The organism is uncultured Marixanthomonas sp., from assembly GCF_963974425.1.
GTDB lineage: Bacteria > Bacteroidota > Bacteroidia > Flavobacteriales > Flavobacteriaceae > Marixanthomonas.
In genome coordinates this window covers 145,997-167,060 of sequence record NZ_CAXBCK010000001.1, presented here as the reverse complement: position 1 = coordinate 167,060, position 21,064 = coordinate 145,997, and the positions used below count along the sequence as shown (strand labels likewise).

General features: G+C 36.3%; 20 protein-coding genes. 13 read left to right on the top strand and 7 right to left on the bottom strand.

What is annotated here, in order from left to right; translation table 11 throughout:
- Window positions 1-10: 10 nt before the first annotated feature.
- The 3 genes from AACZ92_RS00680 (at window position 11) to AACZ92_RS00670 (ending at window position 2,341) form a co-directional block, all read left to right on the top strand.
- Entirely contained in the window at window positions 11-775 is a 765-nt protein-coding gene (locus AACZ92_RS00680; RefSeq protein ID WP_339695721.1) for an exodeoxyribonuclease III, read from the top strand.
- 27 nt (window positions 776-802) lie between these two features.
- Window positions 803-1,756, top strand: a complete 954-nt coding sequence (locus AACZ92_RS00675; RefSeq protein ID WP_339695718.1) for an OmpA family protein — start codon at window positions 803-805, stop codon at window positions 1,754-1,756.
- Between the two features lie 90 nt (window positions 1,757-1,846).
- Window positions 1,847-2,341, top strand: a complete 495-nt coding sequence (locus tag AACZ92_RS00670; protein ID WP_339695716.1) for a DinB family protein — start codon at window positions 1,847-1,849, stop codon at window positions 2,339-2,341.
- A gap of 4 nt (window positions 2,342-2,345) precedes the next feature.
- Here the strand turns inward: AACZ92_RS00670 and AACZ92_RS00665 are convergent, their stop codons facing one another.
- The 3 genes from AACZ92_RS00665 to radA form a co-directional block, all read right to left on the bottom strand.
- Window positions 2,346-3,710, bottom strand: coding sequence for an acyl-CoA dehydrogenase family protein (locus tag AACZ92_RS00665; protein ID WP_339695713.1), 1,365 nt, complete (start codon window positions 3,708-3,710; stop codon window positions 2,346-2,348).
- 67 nt (window positions 3,711-3,777) lie between these two features.
- On the bottom strand, window positions 3,778-4,908 hold the full coding sequence (locus AACZ92_RS00660; RefSeq protein ID WP_339695710.1) for a M23 family metallopeptidase: 1,131 nt from the start codon (window positions 4,906-4,908) through the stop codon (window positions 3,778-3,780).
- A gap of 35 nt (window positions 4,909-4,943) precedes the next feature.
- Window positions 4,944-6,305 carry a DNA repair protein RadA gene (gene radA / locus AACZ92_RS00655; RefSeq protein ID WP_339695707.1) on the bottom strand — a complete coding sequence of 454 codons (1,362 nt, stop codon included), beginning with the start codon at window positions 6,303-6,305 and terminating at the stop codon, window positions 4,944-4,946.
- A 47-nt stretch (window positions 6,306-6,352) separates the two neighbouring features.
- Here radA and AACZ92_RS00650 point away from each other — a divergent pair, with 47 nt between their 5' ends.
- Both AACZ92_RS00650 and AACZ92_RS00645 read left to right on the top strand, forming a co-directional pair.
- The gene (locus AACZ92_RS00650) at window positions 6,353-8,365 is read left to right on the top strand and encodes a histidine kinase (RefSeq protein ID WP_339695704.1); all 2,013 of its coding nucleotides are present in this window, start codon (window positions 6,353-6,355) and stop codon (window positions 8,363-8,365) included.
- A 1-nt stretch (window position 8,366) separates the two neighbouring features.
- Complete coding sequence (locus AACZ92_RS00645; protein WP_339695702.1) at window positions 8,367-9,014, top strand: response regulator transcription factor; 648 nt, start codon at window positions 8,367-8,369, stop codon at window positions 9,012-9,014.
- Here the strand turns inward: AACZ92_RS00645 and AACZ92_RS00640 are convergent.
- The 4 genes from AACZ92_RS00640 to panC all read right to left on the bottom strand — a co-directional run bounded on the left by AACZ92_RS00640 (window position 9,011) and on the right by panC (window position 12,403).
- A complete protein-coding gene (locus AACZ92_RS00640) occupies window positions 9,011-10,159 on the bottom strand; it encodes an alpha/beta hydrolase-fold protein (protein WP_339695699.1) in 1,149 nt (382 codons plus the stop codon). The two genes, AACZ92_RS00645 and AACZ92_RS00640, sit on opposite strands and share 4 nt — an antisense overlap.
- A gap of 68 nt (window positions 10,160-10,227) precedes the next feature.
- Window positions 10,228-11,193, bottom strand: a complete 966-nt coding sequence (locus AACZ92_RS00635; RefSeq protein WP_339695697.1) for a lysylphosphatidylglycerol synthase transmembrane domain-containing protein — start codon at window positions 11,191-11,193, stop codon at window positions 10,228-10,230.
- 1 nt (window position 11,194) lies between these two features.
- Window positions 11,195-11,545 carry an aspartate 1-decarboxylase gene (gene panD / locus AACZ92_RS00630; protein ID WP_117158498.1) on the bottom strand — a complete coding sequence of 117 codons (351 nt, stop codon included), beginning with the start codon at window positions 11,543-11,545 and terminating at the stop codon, window positions 11,195-11,197.
- 12 nt (window positions 11,546-11,557) lie between these two features.
- Window positions 11,558-12,403 carry a pantoate--beta-alanine ligase gene (panC, locus tag AACZ92_RS00625; RefSeq protein ID WP_339695693.1) on the bottom strand — a complete coding sequence of 282 codons (846 nt, stop codon included), beginning with the start codon at window positions 12,401-12,403 and terminating at the stop codon, window positions 11,558-11,560.
- Window positions 12,404-12,508: 105 nt separating this feature from the next.
- Here panC and AACZ92_RS00620 point away from each other — a divergent pair, with 105 nt between their 5' ends.
- The 8 genes from AACZ92_RS00620 (at window position 12,509) to AACZ92_RS00585 (ending at window position 21,061) form a co-directional block, all read left to right on the top strand.
- A complete protein-coding gene (locus tag AACZ92_RS00620; RefSeq protein ID WP_339695690.1) occupies window positions 12,509-13,315 on the top strand; it encodes a glycogen/starch synthase in 807 nt (268 codons plus the stop codon).
- 35 nt (window positions 13,316-13,350) lie between these two features.
- Window positions 13,351-14,928 (top strand): DUF4270 domain-containing protein, encoded by a 1,578-nt coding sequence (locus tag AACZ92_RS00615; RefSeq protein WP_339695688.1) that lies wholly within the window; start codon window positions 13,351-13,353, stop codon window positions 14,926-14,928.
- 6 nt (window positions 14,929-14,934) lie between these two features.
- Window positions 14,935-16,782, top strand: a complete 1,848-nt coding sequence (gene glmS, locus AACZ92_RS00610) for a glutamine--fructose-6-phosphate transaminase (isomerizing) (RefSeq protein WP_339695686.1) — start codon at window positions 14,935-14,937, stop codon at window positions 16,780-16,782.
- Window positions 16,783-16,916: 134 nt separating this feature from the next.
- Complete coding sequence (locus tag AACZ92_RS00605) at window positions 16,917-17,639, top strand: sulfotransferase family protein (protein WP_339695683.1); 723 nt, start codon at window positions 16,917-16,919, stop codon at window positions 17,637-17,639.
- 2 nt (window positions 17,640-17,641) lie between these two features.
- Window positions 17,642-18,538: an aminotransferase class IV gene (locus AACZ92_RS00600; RefSeq protein WP_339695680.1), complete on the top strand. Its 897-nt coding sequence runs from the start codon at window positions 17,642-17,644 to the stop codon at window positions 18,536-18,538.
- Window positions 18,539-18,680: 142 nt separating this feature from the next.
- Complete coding sequence (gene atpD, locus AACZ92_RS00595) at window positions 18,681-20,186, top strand: F0F1 ATP synthase subunit beta (RefSeq protein ID WP_339695677.1); 1,506 nt, start codon at window positions 18,681-18,683, stop codon at window positions 20,184-20,186.
- A gap of 41 nt (window positions 20,187-20,227) precedes the next feature.
- The gene (locus AACZ92_RS00590) at window positions 20,228-20,503 is read left to right on the top strand and encodes a F0F1 ATP synthase subunit epsilon (protein WP_339695674.1); all 276 of its coding nucleotides are present in this window, start codon (window positions 20,228-20,230) and stop codon (window positions 20,501-20,503) included.
- An 81-nt stretch (window positions 20,504-20,584) separates the two neighbouring features.
- Window positions 20,585-21,061, top strand: coding sequence for a hypothetical protein (locus tag AACZ92_RS00585; protein WP_339695671.1), 477 nt, complete (start codon window positions 20,585-20,587; stop codon window positions 21,059-21,061).
- Window positions 21,062-21,064: the final 3 nt, after the last annotated feature.

Below are 21,064 nucleotides of genomic sequence, written 5' to 3'. Positions count from 1 at the left end.
AGCGAATATTATGAAAATTATTTCCTACAACGTAAACGGCATTCGAGCTGCCATTAGAAAAGGATTTTTAGACTGGATACAGAGTGCTAACCCCGATGTTATCTGTATTCAAGAAACCAAAGCGATGAAAGAGCAGGTTGATACAGATGCAATTACCGAAGCCGGTTATCCGTATCAATATTGGTATAGTGCCCAAAAAAAAGGATATAGCGGGGTCGCTATATTTTCAAAAACTGAACCTAATAATGTAGCTTATGGTACAGGCGTTGATTATATGGATTACGAAGGTAGAAACATTCGGGTAGATTTTGATAATCTTTCGGTGATGAGTTTGTACTTGCCTAGTGGAACCAATATTGCCCGCCTAGAACATAAATTAGGTTATATGGATGATTTTCAAAATTATATTAATCAATTAAAGGAAGAAATACCCAACTTGGTTATTTGTGGCGATTATAATATTTGTCATGAAGCGATTGATATTCACGATCCAGTTAGGAATAAAAATGTTTCAGGGTTTTTACCAGTAGAGCGGGAATGGATAGGAAATTTTATGGATAGTGGATTTATAGACTCCTTCCGTCATTTCAACAAAGAACCACATAATTATACTTGGTGGAGTTATCGTGCCAATGCCCGCAATAATAATAAGGGATGGCGTATCGATTATAATATGGTGGCAAAACCATTACAAGAAAACCTGAAAAGAGCCGTTATATTACCCGAAGCCAAACACAGTGATCATTGTCCTTTGTTGGTTGAGCTCGAATTTTAAAATAATAATACCAAATCGATACAGAATATGCTTAAAAAATTGTTCTTCGGAATTTTTATTACTGCAATGACAACTTCTTGCGTTTCATCAAAAATCTATGATGATTTAAAAAATCGCTATGCCGATTTAAAATCTGAAAACGAATCATTAATGTCGCAATTAGACGATGGTTCTTCTAATGGAGAAGTACATTCCGTTGCTCAGTTACGAGAAGAAATTGAAAAATTAAAAGCCGAAAATACTCGGTTGGCAATGGATTTGGCTGCTTCAGAAAAAAGCTTGGCCCGTTTGCAAGAATCGTATGATGCGTTGGAGGCAAATAGCTCATCAGCACTGACTGAAAACTTAGAACGGAACCGAAAGCTCTTAACGCAATTAGAAGAAAAAGAACGTGCGTTAGCAGCGGAAAGCCAACGATTAAACAAGTTACAAAAAGATTTAGCTGCCCGCTCTAAACGTGTAGATGAATTGGAAGGGATCATTGCTGCAAAAGATGCTAAAATGAAAGCCTTAAAAGACGCTATCTCTGCTGCTTTGACGAATTTTGAAGGCAACGGCCTTACCGTAGAACAACGTGACGGAAAAGTATATGTGTCTATGGAAAACAAACTACTTTTTGAAAGCGGAAGCTGGGCAGTAAACTCTAGAGGGAGACAAGCGGTAGTTCAGTTAGGAAGTGTGTTGGCTCAAAATCCTGAAATAGCCGTGTTAATTGAAGGTCACACCGATAATGTGCCGTACGGCGGCAACGGACCTTTAAAAAACAATTGGGATCTTTCTACAAAACGAGCCACAGCAATAGTCAATATTTTGACTGAAAACGCCTCGATACCAAAAGATAATCTAACAGCTGCCGGACGTGGAGAATTTGCACCTATCGCAACAAACGCAACATCTGAAGGAAAAGCCAAAAACCGTAGGATTGAAGTGATTTTAACCCCTAAACTGGATGAAATTTCTAAGTTGTTAAATGATATTTAAATTTATTTGTCTTTTATTTATATGTTATACTCTACCAAAGAAAATTTTGAGAAAGAAAAATAACTGAATCATAAATCTAAAAGGATAAAAATGAATAAAAGTTATATCGACTACGCTAGCTATAACATGTGGGCAAACAATAGATTGGCTAACGATTTATTAAAACAAAATGAAGAGTTATTAAGTAAAGAATTGGTTGGTAGTTTCCCGACTATTCGTGCCACCGTTTCACATATTTGGCTTGCAGAAATGGGGTGGCTTTCTCGCTTACAGGGAAATGATTGGAAAGTGTCTGATGTTTTAAATTTCTTAGGTAATAACAAGCAACTGTTTGATTCTTGGCGTGCTACTTCCGAGAATTTTAAAAAATTCGTAGAAAAATCAGATTTGGAAAAAGAAATTAAATTTGAGCATAAAGGAAAACTCTTTTCAATCCCTTCACGTGAAATAATTCAGACCGTTTTTAATCACGGAAGTTTTCATCGTGGACAAGTTGTAATGATGATGAGACAACTTGGAATTTCAGATATATCGCAGACAGATTATATTGAATGGATTCGAGAAAAAGAGAGAGCCAAATTTTAATTTTTTAACTCACAAAAGCACTATAGCCAGTAATCGCTCTACCTACAATAAGGGAGTTTATTTCTTTAGTACCTTCATAACTGTAAATAGCTTCAGCATCTGCAACAAAGCGGGCTACATCGTGTTCCAGTAAAATACCGTTTCCGCCCATCACTTCGCGGGCACGGCTCACTACGTCACGGGTTCGCATACTGCAAAACACTTTGGCAAGGGAAGCATGTTCATCGGTTAGTAACTCTTCATCTTGTAATTCGGACAGACGGAAACACAATGTTTGCATCGCGGTTAAGTTGGAAACCATTTCAACCAAATGATTTTGTATTAATTGAAATGAAGCAATAGGTCGCCCGAACTGCTCACGTTTTTTAGTGTACTTTAAAGCACTTTCATAGGCGCCTCTTGCACAGCCCACGGCTTGCCAAGCAACAGCAGCACGTGTCATCTTCAGTACTTGTGCTGTGTCTTTAAAAGAGTCGCATTTCTGTAATCGATCGCTTTCTGGGACACGGCAATCTTTCATCGTAATTAGTGCATTTTGTACGGTACGGAGCGCCATTTTGTTTTCCATTTTTTCGGCTTTAAAACCTGGGTTCCCTTTTCGTACTACAAATCCTTTAACTCGGTCACTTTCTTCATCTCTCGCCCAAATAATAATAACATCGGCAAAGGTGGCGTTCCCAATCCATTTTTTCTGTCCGTTAAGTACCCACTCATCGCCCTCTTTTCTGCAAGTAGTTCCTAAACCTCCAGCCACGGCCGATCCTACGTCAGGTTCGGTTAAACCAAAGGCGCCGATTTTTTCCATCCGCTGCATTTTCGGGAGCCATTCTTGTTTCTGCTCTTCACTTCCGCATACATAAATAGAACCCATCGCGAGGCCACTGTGCACACCAAAAAAGGTAGATATGGATACATCAACACGCGCTAATTCCATGGCAATAATCCCTTCCATTAAAAAGCTTTGTTCGTCGGGGCCAATGCCTTCATAGGCGATACCGCAGATGTCCAATTCGGCCATTTTAGGGATTATTTCAAAAGGAAATTCAGCTTTATTCCAATATTCATTGGCAATGGGCTTTACCTCTTTTTCCATAAACTGACGCACTTTTATTTGTATTTCACGCTGCCTTTCGGTCAATTTTAAGCTTAGATTGTAAAAATCACCATCAATAGGCGGCAAATTGTGCTGCCCTTTTTTACCTTGGCTTTTCAGCATTTTCATCAACCCTCTTAGTTGGCGGTCATCTAATTGGCCAACCGCAGTCATGACCTCAGGTAAATCTACTTTTTGCGATAATTTGCCCAAAGCATCGAGATCGACATCTTTTAAAAGCGAGATGGTTTGTTTAATTTTTGAAAAGAATGACATGCGGTGCGTTTTTAAGATTGAATCTTAAAGATACCGTGTCTGTTTTATTTTACAGCCTAAAGAAGTGTTAATTTGAGACAGCGGGTTTCAGTAACGATTGATGCATAAATCCTTTTAACGAATCGTTTTTCTGAATGTGATACCAACTATTGTTCTTTCCAAGAATTGAAACTGAATCGTTTTTTTCCAAACTAGCTATTTGCTGAAATTTGGTGGAGGAGCCTAATCGCAATTCGGCATTGTTTCGAGTTACTTTTCCGAAGATATTTGTGTTATTATTTTTAATTTTAGGGATGTCTTGTGTTTTAATAAAAGGCAATGGATTAATAGCTCCAGAATAGCCTTTGTAAATTCCGAAATGTAAATGTGGTGCAGTGGTTCTTGCGTTTCCGGTATTACCCACAAAGCCCAAGGTATCACCTTTTTTTACACGCTTTCCGCTAGAGGTTGCAATACTGTCTAAGTGAGCATAATAAATGGAACTACCAAAAATTCCATCGCGTAACCAAACTTGCTTTCCACCTAATCCACGGTTGCCTGTAGATGAAATTCGGCCATCGGTTACCGCTAAAATAGGTGTTCCTCGTTCAGCAAAAATATCGACCCCTTCGTGGGAGCGTTTTCCGCCATCTCGAGTGGCTCCCCAAAAACTTTGTATGTTTTTGTTTGTGGCACCGCTCACTGGAAAACCATAGGTGGGAACAGAATAAATTTTAAAAGAAAAAGAAGTGTTTGCTAGTATTTCTGGCTGAATAATAACTTTTATGGTTTCATTTTTTGTGTTTTCATAGGTTATTGATGCCGTATTTGGCTCATTACTTATTTTTGGTTTTTCTTGAAATACAGAATCGTTTTTCTTCTGAAATAGATCGATAAAAACCGAAAGAGAATCCGTTTCCATTTCAGTAGAAACAATGAGTTTTTCTCCTTCTTGCACAGAAACTAAATAACTATAAATAGGATTATTTCTAGCATTGAAAACTCCCGTCTCAGTATAAGGAAGCTTAATTTTTAAACTGTCGTTAAGCGCTCGATTGTAGGTGTTTTTCCATAAAGAAAATTGTAAGTTTTCATCATCGAAATCACGTTCGTACACTTCTCTAGCAGTAGGTTGTGTAACGACATCGGTTGCTTTTTGTATTTGTTTGCAACCCATTGTTATAAGGAATGTTGCAATAGCGAATATTTTTATTTTCATAGCTACCTGATACTGTGCAGAAACTGTACCAAAAATTAGCCAAACAGATGCCGGACCACATCATGTACTTTTGCTACCTTAATAATGTTTATCGTAAATTTTTGCTTCGGAAATTTGCAGTGTTTGGAAACAATGATGCTGCCAAAACCTAACTTTTCGGCTTCCAGAATACGTTGTTCTACTCGGGTAACGGGACGTACTTCACCTGCTAGACCAACTTCGGCAGCAAAACATAATGATTTGTCAATCGCAACATCAATATTAGAAGATAGCACGGCGGCAACTACTGCCAAATCAATAGCCGGATCGTCTACCGAAATTCCGCCAGTAACATTTAAAAATACATCTTTAGCTCCCAATTTAAAGCCAGCACGTTTTTCTAGAACGGCTAATAGCATGTTCAATCGTTTCGAATTATAACCAGTTGCGCTACGTTGTGGTGTTCCGTAAACGGCAGAACTAACTAAGGCTTGTATTTCAATCATCAACGGACGCATTCCTTCTAATGTCGCTGAAATAGCTGTTCCACTGAGGTCTTCTTGATTTTTAGAAATTAATATTTCTGAAGGATTAGAGACTTCTCTAAGTCCACTGCCTTGCATTTCGTATATCCCTAATTCGTTTGTACTTCCGAAACGATTTTTTTGAGCACGAAGAATTCTGTACACATGATTTCGGTCACCTTCAAATTGTAGAACGGTATCGACCATATGTTCTAAAATTTTAGGTCCGGCAATGTTTCCGTCTTTGGTAATATGACCAATTAAAATAACAGGTGTGGCAGTTTCTTTAGCGAACTTTATAAGCTCGGTAGTGGTTTCTCGTATTTGGGAAATACTTCCGGCACTACTTTCAATATGGTCTGTGTGTAGTGTTTGAATAGAATCGATTACTACGATATCAGGTTCGGTTTCTTCAATATTTCGGAAGATATTCTGTGTTTTTGTTTCGGTAAGAATGTAGCAATTTTCCGAAACCGGTTGTATGCGTTCGGCTCGCATTTTAATCTGTTGCGCGCTTTCTTCGCCTGAAACATAGAGCGTTTTATAAGGTAATTGTAACGCTACTTGAAGCATTAACGTACTTTTTCCAATTCCAGGCTCACCACCCAATAACGTTAGAGAACCAGGAACCAAACCACCCCCTAATACACGGTTAAGCTCGTTGTTTTTTGTGTTCATTCTTGCTTCTGAAACGTTAGATATTTCAGAAATGCGTAAGGGTCGAGCTGCTCTTTTTGCGATAGCTGAAGCCGGTTTCCAGGTTACCTTTTCAGCTTTTTGAATAACTTCCTCGGCGATGGTATTCCATTCGCCACAAGACGTACACTTTCCTTGCCATTTGGAATATTGTGCGCCGCAGTTTTGACAGAAAAAAGTCGTTTTTGTTTTTGCCATAATTTTTTGCTAAAATAAGTATATTTACACAAGTAATGGCGTTCCCCATGAAACAACTTTTACTTCTTCTACTATGTATAGTATGTCTGTCGGTATCTGCTCAAGAAACCGATATTACGATAAATGAACTTACTCAAAAAATAAACACTTCAGAAAAAGCAAAAAAATTGAAGTGGATGGACAGTTTGTCCAACTTTATTTTTTTTGAAACCAAACGAGAACCCGATTCAATTTTACAGGAAACTATTGAATTTGCAGTACAAATAGATTCATTGAATATTGCCATCTATCAGCTTTCAAATTGGATGGATTATTTAAATAACAGGAAAACAAACCCTGAAAAAGCGTTGCAGAAATATAAAAAATTCAGCGAACAAGCTTTTTTACTACAAAACAATAAAACAAAGGCGAAACTGTATTTAAATATAGGCGACAGCCACTATTTTTTAAAACAATATGAGCGGGCTATTAAATACTATGATACTACAGAAGTTTTTGCAAAACGTGCAGAAGAAAAAAAATTACTGGGTCTTGCAATGATGTACAAAGCGGGCACGCAAAGCCAAATGGGATACTTTGCTGAAAGTTCACAAGGCTTACAAGAATCAATTAGAATATTTAGACAATCAAAAGACACTTTCAATATAATAAGTGCTAAAAACTCACTCTCTATATTATATAGCCAAAATGGTTTTTTTGATGAAGCCAAAAAAGAACGTGACGAAGCAATTAAGTTAGCGAAAGTAATTAATAGCAAAACACATTTAATTTCATTTTATGTTAATGCGGCAACCGATGCCAAAAAACAAAATCAAACCAAAAGCAGAATTGAAAATCTGTTGATGGCAAAAAAAATATCAGATAACTCTTCTAATTCAAGTTTTTACAATTCAATTTTGTGCTCACATCTTAGTGTTGCTTATGCACAGCAAGGTAGCATTGTTCTTGCAGAAAGGTATTTACAAGAACTAGAAGAAATATTAAAATTTAATGAAAATCAACAAAACAAAGTAGATTATATTGAGGCTTTAAAAAACGTTTGGTTTGCCAAAGGAAACTATTCAAAAGCGTTGCAGTACGGGAAAGAGCACCTAGAGATGAACAGGAAAACTTCCGATTTTGAAAATGTTATGAATGCCGAAAAATTTTTGGTTGATGTATATGAAGCACAGGATAATAGCTCTCAAGCATATCAACATTTTAAAGCATACGAGAGGATAAAAGATTCCATTTCAAACGTGCAAAAAGTTAAAGGGTTAAGTTATTATCAAACCTTGTATGAAACTGAAAAAAGGGATTCACAAATAGAAGTGCAACAAAGTGACATTGCGTTGCTCGATGCCGAAAATAGGCTTAAAAACCAATGGTTGCTTTTTGGAGGTATAGGATTGTTAGGACTTTTTGGAGTAGTCTTGTTGGCACGTTCCCGGTCTGCAGTTAAAAAACGACAGAAACTGCAAGAACGATTTTTACAAGATTTAATAAAAACACAAGAAGAGGAACGAACCCGCGTGGCACGGGAACTTCATGATAGTGTGGGACAAAAATTAATGCTACTTACCAAAAGGACAAAAACGACAGGCGATGCCGATATGGAGTCGTTAGCAGGAAATACACTGGAAGAACTTAGAAGCATTTCCAGAGGTTTGCATCCAGCAACCCTTGAAAAGTTAGGTGTCACCAAAGCCATTGAAACGATGATAAACGAGGTTGATGCGAATACGAATATTTTCTTCACCAATGAAATTGAAAACATTGATGGAGTTCTAAACCAAGATCAATCATTGCATTTATATAGAATTATACAAGAAGTACTCAACAATATGGTAAAACACGCCGAAGCCAAAGCAGCTTCAGTAAACATACATCGAAAAGGAAAAACCATTGAAGCACTTATTAAAGATAATGGAAATGGTTTTGAGTATTCAGAAAAACTTAACAATGGTGAGAGTTTGGGCATGAAAACCCTATTGGAACGCGCCAAAATAATTCACTCTAAACTAACCATACAAAGTGCACATTTAAAAGGCACGTCTATTTTATTGCAAATTCCCACTTAATATGAACAATAAAAACTTTACGATAGTAATTGCCGATGATCACCCTATGTTGTTGAGCGGACTTAATGAAGAATTAATACGTAATGGATATAATGTGATTGGCCAGGCTAACAATGGTAATAAAGCGTTGAGTTTAATTTTACAGTTAAAACCTAACCTTGCCTTGTTGGATATCGATATGCCCTTAATGACTGGTCTAGAGGTTATTAAAGCTGCGAAAGAGAACGACTGTGAGACTAAGTTTATAATCCTTTCCTTTCATCGTGAGCCCGAATATGTGGTACAAGCTAAGGCTCTTCAAATTGATGGATATTTGCTGAAAGAAGACTCCTTTAAAGAAATTGGTGAGTGCATGGAGTCTGTGCTTAACGGACGGGAATATTTCAGTGAATCTTTTGATAGTGATTCTTTAAATACCGCTTCAGAAGAAATGAAAAAACTGAAAACATTAACCCCTTCTGAAATTACCATACTTAAATTAATAGCGTTGCAAAAAAATACAATGGAAATTGCAGATGAACTTTGTGTTTCCACAAGAACCGTAGAAAAACATAGAAGCAATATTATTAATAAACTTCTAATTGAAAAAGGCACCAACGCTCTTACCAACTGGGCGTTGATTAATCGTGTGGTTATTAGTGAGATTTAATAACCAAAGTCTGCTTTTATTTTATCGGCACGATCTAATAGCATATCTACCGTTATAAAATCGGTTTCTTCTTTATCAAAACCTCCTTGAAAGGTTCGCATGGCTTTTTTAGACTCTCCTATTTCTTCATAATAACGACCTAGGTAGTAATCACTCATATTTTTATCTGGATATTGCTTTTTTGCCATTGTCCCAATTTCTCGAAGTGATTCCCATTGCTTCAATTTTTCGGCTGCTGTAGCAGTTGCAATAAAATCATTTACCCTAATAGGATTTGTGAGGCCAAAAAGAGTTTCAATAGTATTGTACTTCTCTTTGAGATATTCGTCTACAGGGCTTTCCATTTTTAAAAGTACCTCATTGTATTCTTTTTTACTAATAGGACGATAAACAGAAAATATTTTTTCTAAGGCGTTAGGAATTCCCCGGCTAACTAGTGAATAATGGGTAGCACCATCAAAATTATCAAAATAATATTCAAAATTGTCTTTTTCTATTTTTTGTAGGGGTTCGTTAAGTAATTTTGTAACGTCCATCAATGATTTAATATCATCAGTTCCCGTAGCCAAATAATAAAAAACCTTGGACTCTATTTCAGGAATTCGTTGTGGTATGCGCTCGTCGAGCAACGGAGCTAAGTCTGGACTTAAGCTAATGTATCCGTTAAAAAGTGGTGGGTCTTTAAAAAGATAATAATTAATAAAATTTGCAGTAAAATCGTGACCTACAGCAATGGTAAATTTTGCCGTACGGTAATTATTATCTATATAGGGTAAGAGCTCAAGACCAATAAATTCAAAGAAATTGGCTCCTTTTTCAGCAGGGAAAAAATTAGTGTCATCATAGTTACAGTCATCATAGCGCGACTCGCCTTGCATAACGCCTACAACAATACTTTCGGGCATATCTTCCCAGTAACTCAGGTAATCTACGTTTCCGGCAACAGGCTCAAATAGATAATCGGCATCGAGAACAATAACTATGGGGTATACTTTTTCAGAGTTTGTATCGTAATTTCGAGGAAGTTGTATTTTTAATTTTCGGGTTTCCTGTAGTTTTTCGGAGTTGAATTCTTCATAAAGAATTTGTGCGGAAGTTGAAATGGTTACTATGCAACAAAGGACGAGGAATACTATTTTTTTCATGCAGGTTACGTTTTAGGATGGGAAAGATACTAAAATTTAAAAAACACTGTTTTCAGAAAAAAAGAAAACTAGCTTTTGGCTTTATTATAAATAGGAAGAAACAAAAATGATAACCCGCCAAAAATAATAATAGAGCTTATGTTTGATGTCCAAACAATCCATCCAAATGCAGTTCCGGCAGTTTCAGCAACACCAAATACAGCGAGGATTGCAGCTACAAAAAACGGGTAGCTGCCAAAGCCACTATTAGTAAAAGCAAATGCAAAGCTACCTACTACAAAAGCGATAATTACCGTTCCAATAGGAATAGAAGCGGTGTCCTCAAGCGCATACATAGCTGTATAAAAAGAAAGTAAGTATAACCCCCAGATTAAAAAGGTTTGAATAATGAAGGAAAATTTCTTCTTCATCTTGAAAATACTGAAAACCCCATCTTTCAACCCTAGTAAAAATTGCTTAATCTTTTGGGTTAGTTTTGATTTTGAATAGTTCAAGAAAAGTAGAAAAATGATCCCGAAAGCCAGTAATGCTCCAAATACAAGGATTAATTTTGAGGGGTTGATTATTTCGGTTAAAAAAGCATATAAATCATCAAATTCTAGAAATAGAGCTAAAGCGGTAAAAGCCATTAAAAAAACCAGATCGACTACCCGTTCTGAAATAATGGTTCCGAAACCCTTGTCAAAAGGTACTTTCTCATACTTGTCAAGCACAATCCCTCGTGAAATTTCACCACTTTTTGGAATAAACATATTCATTAAGTAGGCTACTGAAATAGCCATAAAATTATTGATAACGCTAGGCTTGTATCCTACGGGTTCTAAAAGTAAATTCCACCGGATAGCCCTAATTATATGGCTTACCAAACTGAGGAAAACCGATAATACAATAAAGGTGTAATCTGCTTTTTTAAAGTAAAAAGCAATTTCGTCTAGTTGTTCTGGAGTGAATTTAGTGTATGAATAATAGACTAAAAAAAGCCCCACGCCAATGGCCTTGGCATTTTTAAGAAACTTTGTAAGTGATTTTTTCAAATTACTTTAAAAGGTTGTTTTCTTCATTTGGGAAAACCAAGGCAGGTTTAAATTGTTTGGCTTCTTCTATACTCATCATAGCGTATGTAATGAGTATTAAAATATCGCCTGGAGCAACTTTTCTGGCAGCGGCGCCATTAAGGGTTATTTCGCCACTATTGCGAGGTCCTGGTATTGCATATGTTTCGAGCCGTTCGCCATTGTTATTATTAACAATTTGTACTTTTTCACCTTCAATAATATTAGCGGCTTCCATTAAATCTTCGTCAATGGTAATACTGCCAATATAGTTGAGGTCTGCACCAGTAACTTTTACTCTGTGAATCTTAGATTTTACTACGTGTACTTGCATTTTGCAAAGGTATTAATTTAGAGCCATATTATCTATTAATCTTATTTCTCCTGCAAAAACAGCTATAAAGGCTCTATATTTCTGGTTTTTAGACTTTTCTATTGCTGTTTTTAAGGTTTTTTCGTTAGCTATTTCAAAATATTCTAACGCTAATTGGTCGTTTTTATCGAATGTTTCTTTCACAAAACGGTTTAATTCTGAAATAGTATGCGAAGCAAACCGCTCTTTTACTTCTTTTAACGTGTTTGAAATTAAAACGGCTTCCTTTTTATGAGTTTCGGTAAGACGTTTGTTTCGAGAACTTAATGCGAGACCGCTTTTTTCACGAACAATAGGCACTCCCACTATGTTTAGAGGGAGGTTTTCAACTTCAACGAGTTTTTTCACAATTTGTAATTGCTGAAAGTCCTTTTCCCCAAAATAAGCATTATCCGGTTCAATAATTCGGAAGAAAATATTTAAAATAGTACCTACCCCGTTAAAGTGTCCTTCACGGTGTTTGCCTTCCATTTCGTGCTCTAAGCCTTGAAAGCTATATTTTGTAGCAGTAATTGAATCCCCATATAAATCGGAAGCTTCTGGAGCATAGATAATTAAATTTTTCCCTAACGATTTTAATAATGTTACATCTGTTTCTAGGTCTCTGGGGTATTTTTGTAAATCTTCTGGATTGTTAAATTGAGTGGGATTTACAAAAATGCTTATAACCACACAGTCATTTTCTTCTAGTGCTTTATTAACAAGGGTTAGGTGTCCTTGGTGTAAAGCTCCCATAGTAGGAACAAAACCAATTTTTTTAGATTTCCGCCAAGGTGTGAGAGCAGCTAAAAGCGATTCTCGGTTGGTATATACGCTCATGATTTTAAATTGAGTGGCGGCAAAATTAATAGATTATGAGCAATCTACATAAATTTTCGTAATTTTGCACTTTCAAAACAACTAAGCTATTAAAGTAATAAATATATGAAAGATAAAAGAGTCTTGTATGTGTCTTCTGAAGTAATTCCTTATCTGCCGGAGACCGAGATTTCTTCCATGTCGTTTGAAGCCCCTAAAATGGTTAATGACAATGGTGGTCAAATTCGAATTTTTATGCCACGTTATGGTAATATAAATGAAAGACGCCATCAGCTACACGAAGTAATACGTTTAAGTGGGATGAATTTGGTGATAAATGATCTAGATATGCCATTGATCATTAAAGTAGCATCCATTCCCAAGGAGCGTATGCAAGTTTATTTTATTGATAATGACGATTACTTTAAACGTAAAGCAACTTTTGCAGACGAAGAAGGAAACTATTTTGGTGATAATGATGAGCGTGCAATCTTTTTTGCAAAAGGAGTAATTGAAACGGTTAAAAAATTAAATTGGTCTCCAGACATCATCCACGTTCACGGTTGGCTGGCTTCCTTTTTACCATTATACCTAAGAAACTACTACGGAACAGAACCTTTGTTCGAAAATAGTAAAATAGTTACCTCTGTATACAATCAAGGCTTTGATGGAACGTTAAACAATAACGTAATGGAAAAAATATTGTTTGATGGTATTGAAGAGGAAAGTATAGAAGAATTGAAAGAGCCTAATTATGTTAATATGATGAAGGTAGCTGTGAAAAACTCTGATGCAGCTATTATTGGCTCTGACGAACTACCTGAAGAAATGGAAAACTTCCTTAACAACTGGGACAAACCGGTGTTAAAATATCACAAAAAAGAAGAGTTTTCCGAAGCGTATTTAGACTTTTACCAGTCAGAATTATCATAATAAAATAAAGTAGCCGTACACATTTAAATTTGCTTATGAAGATTAAGAATATGTTGCCAAAACTAGCAACCGTTTTACTATTGGTTGTAATAGTGGCATCTTGCGAAGAGGATATAGATATAATTGGATCGGAAATTGTTGGTGACAATACCTTCATCGAACCAGATCAAACCAATTCAGTAGTAGCATATAGCCGTAAATTATTGCCTATACAAACAAATGGGCTTAGTGCTTATCAATTGGGGGTTAAAAACGACCCTATTTATGGTAAATCTACTGCTAGTTTGCTATCTCAAGTAACGTTGGGGGAAGTAGAGCCTGAATTTGGTGAAGGGACAACTCTCGATAGTGTTGTGCTTTACATTCCATTTTTTAGTGAAAGCGAAGTAGTAGGCGAAGATACCCTTAGTTATAGCTTAGATTCAGTATTTGGTAGCGACCCTATAAATATTTCAATGTATGAATCTAATTATTTTTTAAGAGATTTAGATCCTGAATCAGGTTTTCAGGATCCTCAAAAATATTATTCAGATCTAGAAAAAACATTTGACAATAACCCAGCGCTTGTTGGAGATTTAATTCATGAGATTGAAAACTTTACGCCAAATGATGAGGGCTTTAACTTAGTTTCATATAATTCTGCTGGAGATACTATAAATGAAACCGTAGCTCCAGGATTGCGAGCCAAATTACCTATTGAGTTTTTTCAAGAAAAAATCATTGATAAAGAAGGTTCCTCAGAGCTTTTAAGTAACAATAATTTCAAGGAGTATTTTAGAGGTATATACTTCAAAGCTGAATCTGCTAATGAAAACGGAAACTTTTTCCTTTTTAACCCTTCAGAGGCAAATATAATCTTGTATTACTCATTTGATGAAGAAGATGAAAGAGAAGATGATAATTTAAGATTAAATTTAGGAGGAATAAATGTTAGCTTATTACAAGATGAACTTCCGCAAAATATAATTTCAGCTATCGAAAATCCAGATGTTGAAAACGGCGATGAAAATCTTTATATAAAAGGAGGCGACGGTATTGCAGCAGTAATACAATTATTTGGAACAGAAGATAACTTAAACGCTAATCTAGAAGAAGGGTCAAATGGAATTCCTGATGAACTTGATATGCTTAGAGAACAAAAACCAATTATAAACGAGGCCAACTTGGTATTTTATGTAGATAAAGATAAAACAGCAGGTTTAGATAATGAACCAGAACGAGTGATTATTTTCGATGCAAAAAATGGAACGGTACTTATCGATTACGTTATAGATGGTTTAAGTACACAGCTGCCATTAACTCACAAGACAAGCCACTTGGGACCCCTTGTAAGGGATGCCAGTGATAGAGGTGATTATTATAAAATTAGATTGACTACTCATATAAGTGACCTTATAAATAACGACTCTATAAATGTTCCATTGGGGCTTATGGTCACCGATAATGTTGTGAGTCCTAATTTTAAAAGCCTTCAAAACACACAAGAGCCAGGGCTAGAAGAAGTTCCAGGGACTAGTGTGTTAACACCAAAAGGAACTGTTTTACATGGAAGTAATTCTTCTGATGAAGACAGAAAACTAAAATTACAACTTTATTATACTAAACCTGAATAGATAGCTATGTGTGGAATTGTAGGATATATAGGTAAAAAAGAAGCTTACCCGATTGTATTAAACGGATTAAAACGTTTAGAATATAGGGGTTATGACAGTGCAGGAATAGCATTGTTTGATGGAGAAGACATTCAGTTGTGTAAAACAAAAGGAAAAGTAGCTGGTCTTGAAGCAAAAGCCGAAAAAAACATTTCTTTAAAAGGAAGTTTAGGAATTGGGCATACTAGATGGGCAACACACGGAGTACCAAACGATGTAAATTCGCATCCTCATTATTCGAATAGTGGTGATTTGGTGATTATTCATAACGGAATTATAGAAAACTATGCTTCTATAAAAAAAGAATTAATCAATCGTGGTTATACTTTTACTTCAGATACTGATACCGAGGTGTTAGTAAACTTAATTGAAGAAGTAAAAAAACAAGAAAACGTTAAGTTAGGGAAGGCAGTTCAAATTGCCTTAAATCAAGTAGTGGGTGCTTATGCTATAGCGTTGTTTGATAAGAATAAGCCAGATGAAATAGTTGTTGCTAAGTTAGGAAGTCCACTTGCTATAGGTATTGGTGATGATGAATTTTTTGTAGCTAGCGACGCTTCTCCTTTTATTGAATTTACAAAAAGTGCGATTTATCTTGAAGATCAGCAAATGGCTGTTATCCGAAGAGGTCGTGACGTTAAAGTACGAGAAATTAAAGACGATAAACTGGTTACTCCTTATATTCAAGAGCTTCAACTTAACTTGGAGCAGATTGAAAAAGGAGGCTATGAACATTTTATGCTGAAAGAAATCTACGAGCAGCCCTCAGTAATTAAAGATACGTATAGAGGCCGCTTGTTAGCCGATAAGGGGATTGTTCGCTTAGGAGGGTTGGAAGATCATATTAAACGATTTACAAATGCAGATCGAATAATAATAGTAGCCTGTGGTACTTCTTGGCATGCTGGTTTGGTAGCCGAATATGTTTTTGAAGACTTAGTGAGAATTCCTGTTGAGGTGGAATACGCTTCAGAATTTAGATACCGAAACCCAATAATCACTGAAAAAGATGTGGTAATTGCTATTTCGCAAAGTGGCGAAACAGCAGATACATTAGCAGCCATTAAACTTGCTAAAGAAAAGGGTGCATTTGTATATGGAGTGTGTAATGTAGTTGGGTCCACTATTTCTAGGGAAACCCATACTGGTACCTATACACATGCTGGACCTGAAATTGGAGTAGCATCAACCAAAGCGTTCACTACACAAATAACAGTATTGACGATGATGGCTCTTAGATTGGCAAAATCTAAAGGAACCCTATCGCAAAGTGACTATATGTTGCATTTGCGCGAACTGGATATGATTCCTGGCAAAGTGGAAGAAGCTTTGAAAAGTGATGAGAAAATTAAGGAAATTTCAAAAGTATTTAAAGATGCTAAAAACTTCCTTTATTTAGGGAGAGGTTATAACTTTCCAGTTGCATTAGAAGGAGCATTGAAATTAAAAGAAATTTCATACATCCACGCTGAAGGGTATCCCGCTGCCGAAATGAAGCACGGTCCCATCGCATTAATCGATGAGCAAATGCCAGTTGTGGTGATTGCAATTAATAACAACCATTACGAAAAAGTGGTTAGTAATATTCAGGAAATTAAATCCAGAGCAGGAAAAATCATTGCCGTGGTGAGCGAAGGTGATACCACTGTAAAAGAAATGGCAGATTATGTTATGGAAGTTCCTGTTACCCCTGAAACACTATCGCCATTGGTGACCACTATTCCATTGCAATTATTGTCATACCATATCGCCGTTATGCTTAATAGGGATGTGGATCAGCCTCGAAATTTGGCAAAATCTGTTACAGTAGAGTAATAAGATTAAATATATTTTTTAAAAAGCCTTTGCAAACTGCGAAGGCTTTTTTGTTTCCCTTCACCCAAGGTGTGTTAAAGTATTTTTTTTGATGTATTTTTAGTATTTATTTCTCTAATTCACGAGCTATAGATATGAAAATCGTCAACCTCATTTCAGGTCCTAGAAATCTCTCTACTGCACTTATGTATTCATTTGCACAACGGGATGACTTCCATGTGTTAGATGAGCCTTTTTATGGGTATTATTTAAAAAATACTGAAACAGAAATAGACCATCCCGCAACACATGAAATCCTCCGTACGATGGATTTAAAAGAAGAAATTGTCGTAGATAGTATTCAGTCACTTTCAGGGTTGAAACATGTTTTTGTAAAAGGAATGGCGCATCATTATATAAATAAGCGGCCTGATTTTATTCTAAAATGGGATAATGTTATTTTAATAAGACATCCTGAAAAATTGCTTGTTTCTTTTTCAAAAGTTATTGATAACCCAAAATTGGACGATATAGGACTTAAAAAAGCTTCAGAACTATTTTTATTTCTGAAGGAAAACGGACGCATTCCTATTGTAATCGATAGTGACGAATTGATGATAGATCCTGAACGCTATTTAAAAAAGCTTTGCAATAAATTAGAAGTTCCATTTACTTCATATATGCTTAGTTGGAAAAAAGAAGGTATTCCAGAAGATGGGGTTTGGGCTCCTTATTGGTATACAAACGTTCATAATTCCGAAGGATTTCAGAAACAATCAAGATTACATTCAAAACTTCCAAAACAATTAGAGCCTGTGTTGGAAAAGGCCATGCCTTATTACAACACCTTAAAAAAACACATTTTAAAAAACGATTGAGTATGCTACAACAATTTGACGAACGCAACCGCGATATTAAAGTATTTATAAAAGACAGACTGTATCACAGAGACGAAGCTAAAGTATCGGTTTTTGATAGTTCGGTACAAGGTGGCGATGCCGTTTGGGAAGGGTTGAGAGTATATCCAGAAGGGATTGTTTGCTTAGATAAGCATCTTACACGTTTGCATGAGAGTGCAAAAACACTTGCTTTTGTTGATATTCCGTCAAAAAAAGTACTAAAAGAGGCGATTCAAAAAACACTCGATGCAAATGACATGAACGATGAGGTGCATATCCGTTTAACGCTAACAAGAGGAGAGAAAATTACCAGTGGTATGGATCCGCGTGTTAATCAAAATGGCTCTTGTTTAATCGTCTTAGCCGAATGGAAACCTTTGGTGTATGATAATAGTAGTGGTATTAAAGTAATAAGTACGAGTCAACGCCGTAATGCGCCGCAGTTTTTAGATAGTAAAATTCATCATGCGAACCTTCTTAACAACATCCTTGCAAAAATCCAAGCCAATGTCGCCGGCAAAGATGCTGGACTAATGTTAGATGAACGTGGCTTTGTAGCCGAACTAAACGGAAGCAATATTTTTATGATAAAAGAGGGTATTATTTACACTCCGTATGCTCACGCTTGTTTACCGGGTATTACCCGCGGAACAGTTATAGAATTATGTAAGACAAATAATATTCCTATTGAAGAAGCAGATCTTACACTTTCACAGCTGTACAATGCAGAGGGAGTTTTTGCTACTGGAACGATGGGAGAGCTCACGCCAATTGTAGAGATTGATGGACGTGAAATTCCAAAAGAAAATAAGCTATCAAAAGAAGTTTTGGAATTATTTAAGAGTAATGTGAGGAGCTTTTGCGAGCCGCTTGATTAACGATAGAATGGTTGTTTAAATTTTAGAGTTAAAAATTCACTAATTTCCATTGCGTAATTTAAACAGAAAAAACTATCTTTGCACCGTTCAAAAACAGGGTGATAATTGCACCCTTAGATAACTAAAAAATAAACAGTTAATAATGTCACAAGTTAAAGGAAAAGTTGCACAGATCATTGGCCCAGTAGTAGATATAGAGTTTGCTAACGGAGCAAAACTTCCAAAGATATACGACTCAGTAGAAGTTGACAACAACGGAAGCCTACTGGTTCTTGAAGTACAATCTCACATTGGTGAGAACACAGTACGTACCATTTCTATGGATTCTACTGATGGTTTAAGCCGAGGTGTAGAAGCTGTAGCAACAGGGGCACCTATACAAATGCCAATTGGTGATGATGTATATGGTCGTCTATTTAACGTAATTGGAGATGCTATTGATGGTATGCCAGACCTTCCTAAAGCAGGAAAAGACGGACTTCCAATTCACCGTGAAGCGCCAAAATTTGAAGACTTATCAACTTCTACCGAAGTATTATTTACAGGTATTAAAGTAATCGACTTGATTGAGCCATATGCAAAAGGTGGTAAAATTGGATTATTTGGTGGTGCCGGTGTAGGTAAAACAGTATTAATTCAAGAATTGATTAACAACATTGCAAAAGGTCACGGTGGTCTTTCTGTATTTGCTGGGGTAGGAGAACGTACTCGTGAAGGGAACGATTTACTTCGCGAAATGCTTGAATCTGGAATTATTAAGTACGGCGATGACTTCTTACATTCAATGGAAGATGGCGGATGGGATTTATCTAAAGTTGATAAATCTGCGATGAAAGAAAGTAAAGCAACCTTCGTATTTGGACAAATGAACGAACCACCAGGAGCACGTGCTCGTGTGGCGCTTTCAGGATTAACGATTGCAGAATACTTCCGTGATGGAGCAGGAGATGGACAAGGAAAAGATGTACTTTTCTTCGTTGATAACATTTTCCGTTTTACACAAGCAGGTTCTGAGGTATCAGCACTTCTAGGTCGTATGCCTTCTGCGGTAGGTTACCAACCAACATTAGCAACCGAAATGGGTGCGATGCAAGAGCGTATTACTTCAACTAAAAAAGGATCTATTACATCTGTGCAGGCGGTTTACGTACCTGCAGATGACCTTACAGATCCAGCACCGGCAACAACCTTTGCTCACTTAGATGCAACAACGGTATTGTCACGTAAAATTGCTGAGCTTGGTATTTATCCAGCGGTAGATCCTCTAGATTCTACTTCTCGAATTCTTACAGCAGATATTTTAGGAGCAGAACACTACGATTGTGCACAGCGAGTAAAAGAGCTATTACAGCGTTATAAAGAATTACAAGATATTATTGCTATTCTTGGTATGGAAGAATTATCTGAAGAAGATAAGCAAGCGGTAAACCGTGCACGTCGTGTACAACGTTTCCTTTCTCAGCCATTCCACGTAGCAGAACAGTTTACAGGTATTCCAGGAGTATTGGTAGATATCAAAGAAACTATTAAAGGATTTAACATGATTATGGATGGAGAATTAGATCACCTTCCAGAAGCTGCCTTTAACTTGAAAGGTTCTATTGAAGAAGCAATCGAGGCTGGAGAAAAAATGTTAGCTGAATCATAAATTGCTTAAAGCTATAAGCTTAAAGCCTAAAGCATAAAACAATGTATTTAGAAATAGTAACCCCAGAGGCATTATTGGTAAGTGGCGAAGTAGATTCGGTAACAGTACCAGGAGTAGAAGGTGAATTTCAAATGTTGAACAATCACGCTCCTATCGTTTCTGTTTTAGCGAAAGGGAAAGTAAAGTTTTCCGGAAGTCCTACTATAGCTGAAGGATTTGAAAATAGATTTAATAAAGAAGATGGGAAGTGGGTACTTGAAATTACCAGCGGAACCATTGAAATGAATAACAATAAAGCGATTGTGTTGGCCGATTAAACAGCATATATCAAAACAATTAAACCCCAAATTTCATATATGAAATTTGGGGTTTTTTAGTAAAGTGTGTATTATTGATTAGTGAATAAACAAGACGTTTATATTTCCGAAGGAAACCGACCACTGTGGCATAGAATTATAGCTGCGCTTTGCTATACTCTTATGCTAGTCTGCGCTTACAAATCTACGATACAACCGAATATAAGCTGGCTATACGCGGCAAGCTTTCTATTTTCAACAGGGGTAACGTTTTCCTTAGTTAGAGATTACCATTTTGATTTTGAAAAAAAGAGGTATAAAACTGAAAAATGCATTGGTCCTTTAAAGTTTGGTAAATGGAAAGATTTTAAAAAGTTAGAATATATTTCAATTTTTAAAAACGGAAAAGGGTTTTACGAAGTCAATCTATGGTACAATAGAAATAAACACTTTAATATAACTACGCTCGACAATTTTCAAGATTGTTTTGATATAGGAAAAAGTATTGCAGAAAAACTTAAAATCGACTTTTTAGATGCTGCCACAGACCCAAGAAATTCTATTTGGGTTAAGTTATAACAT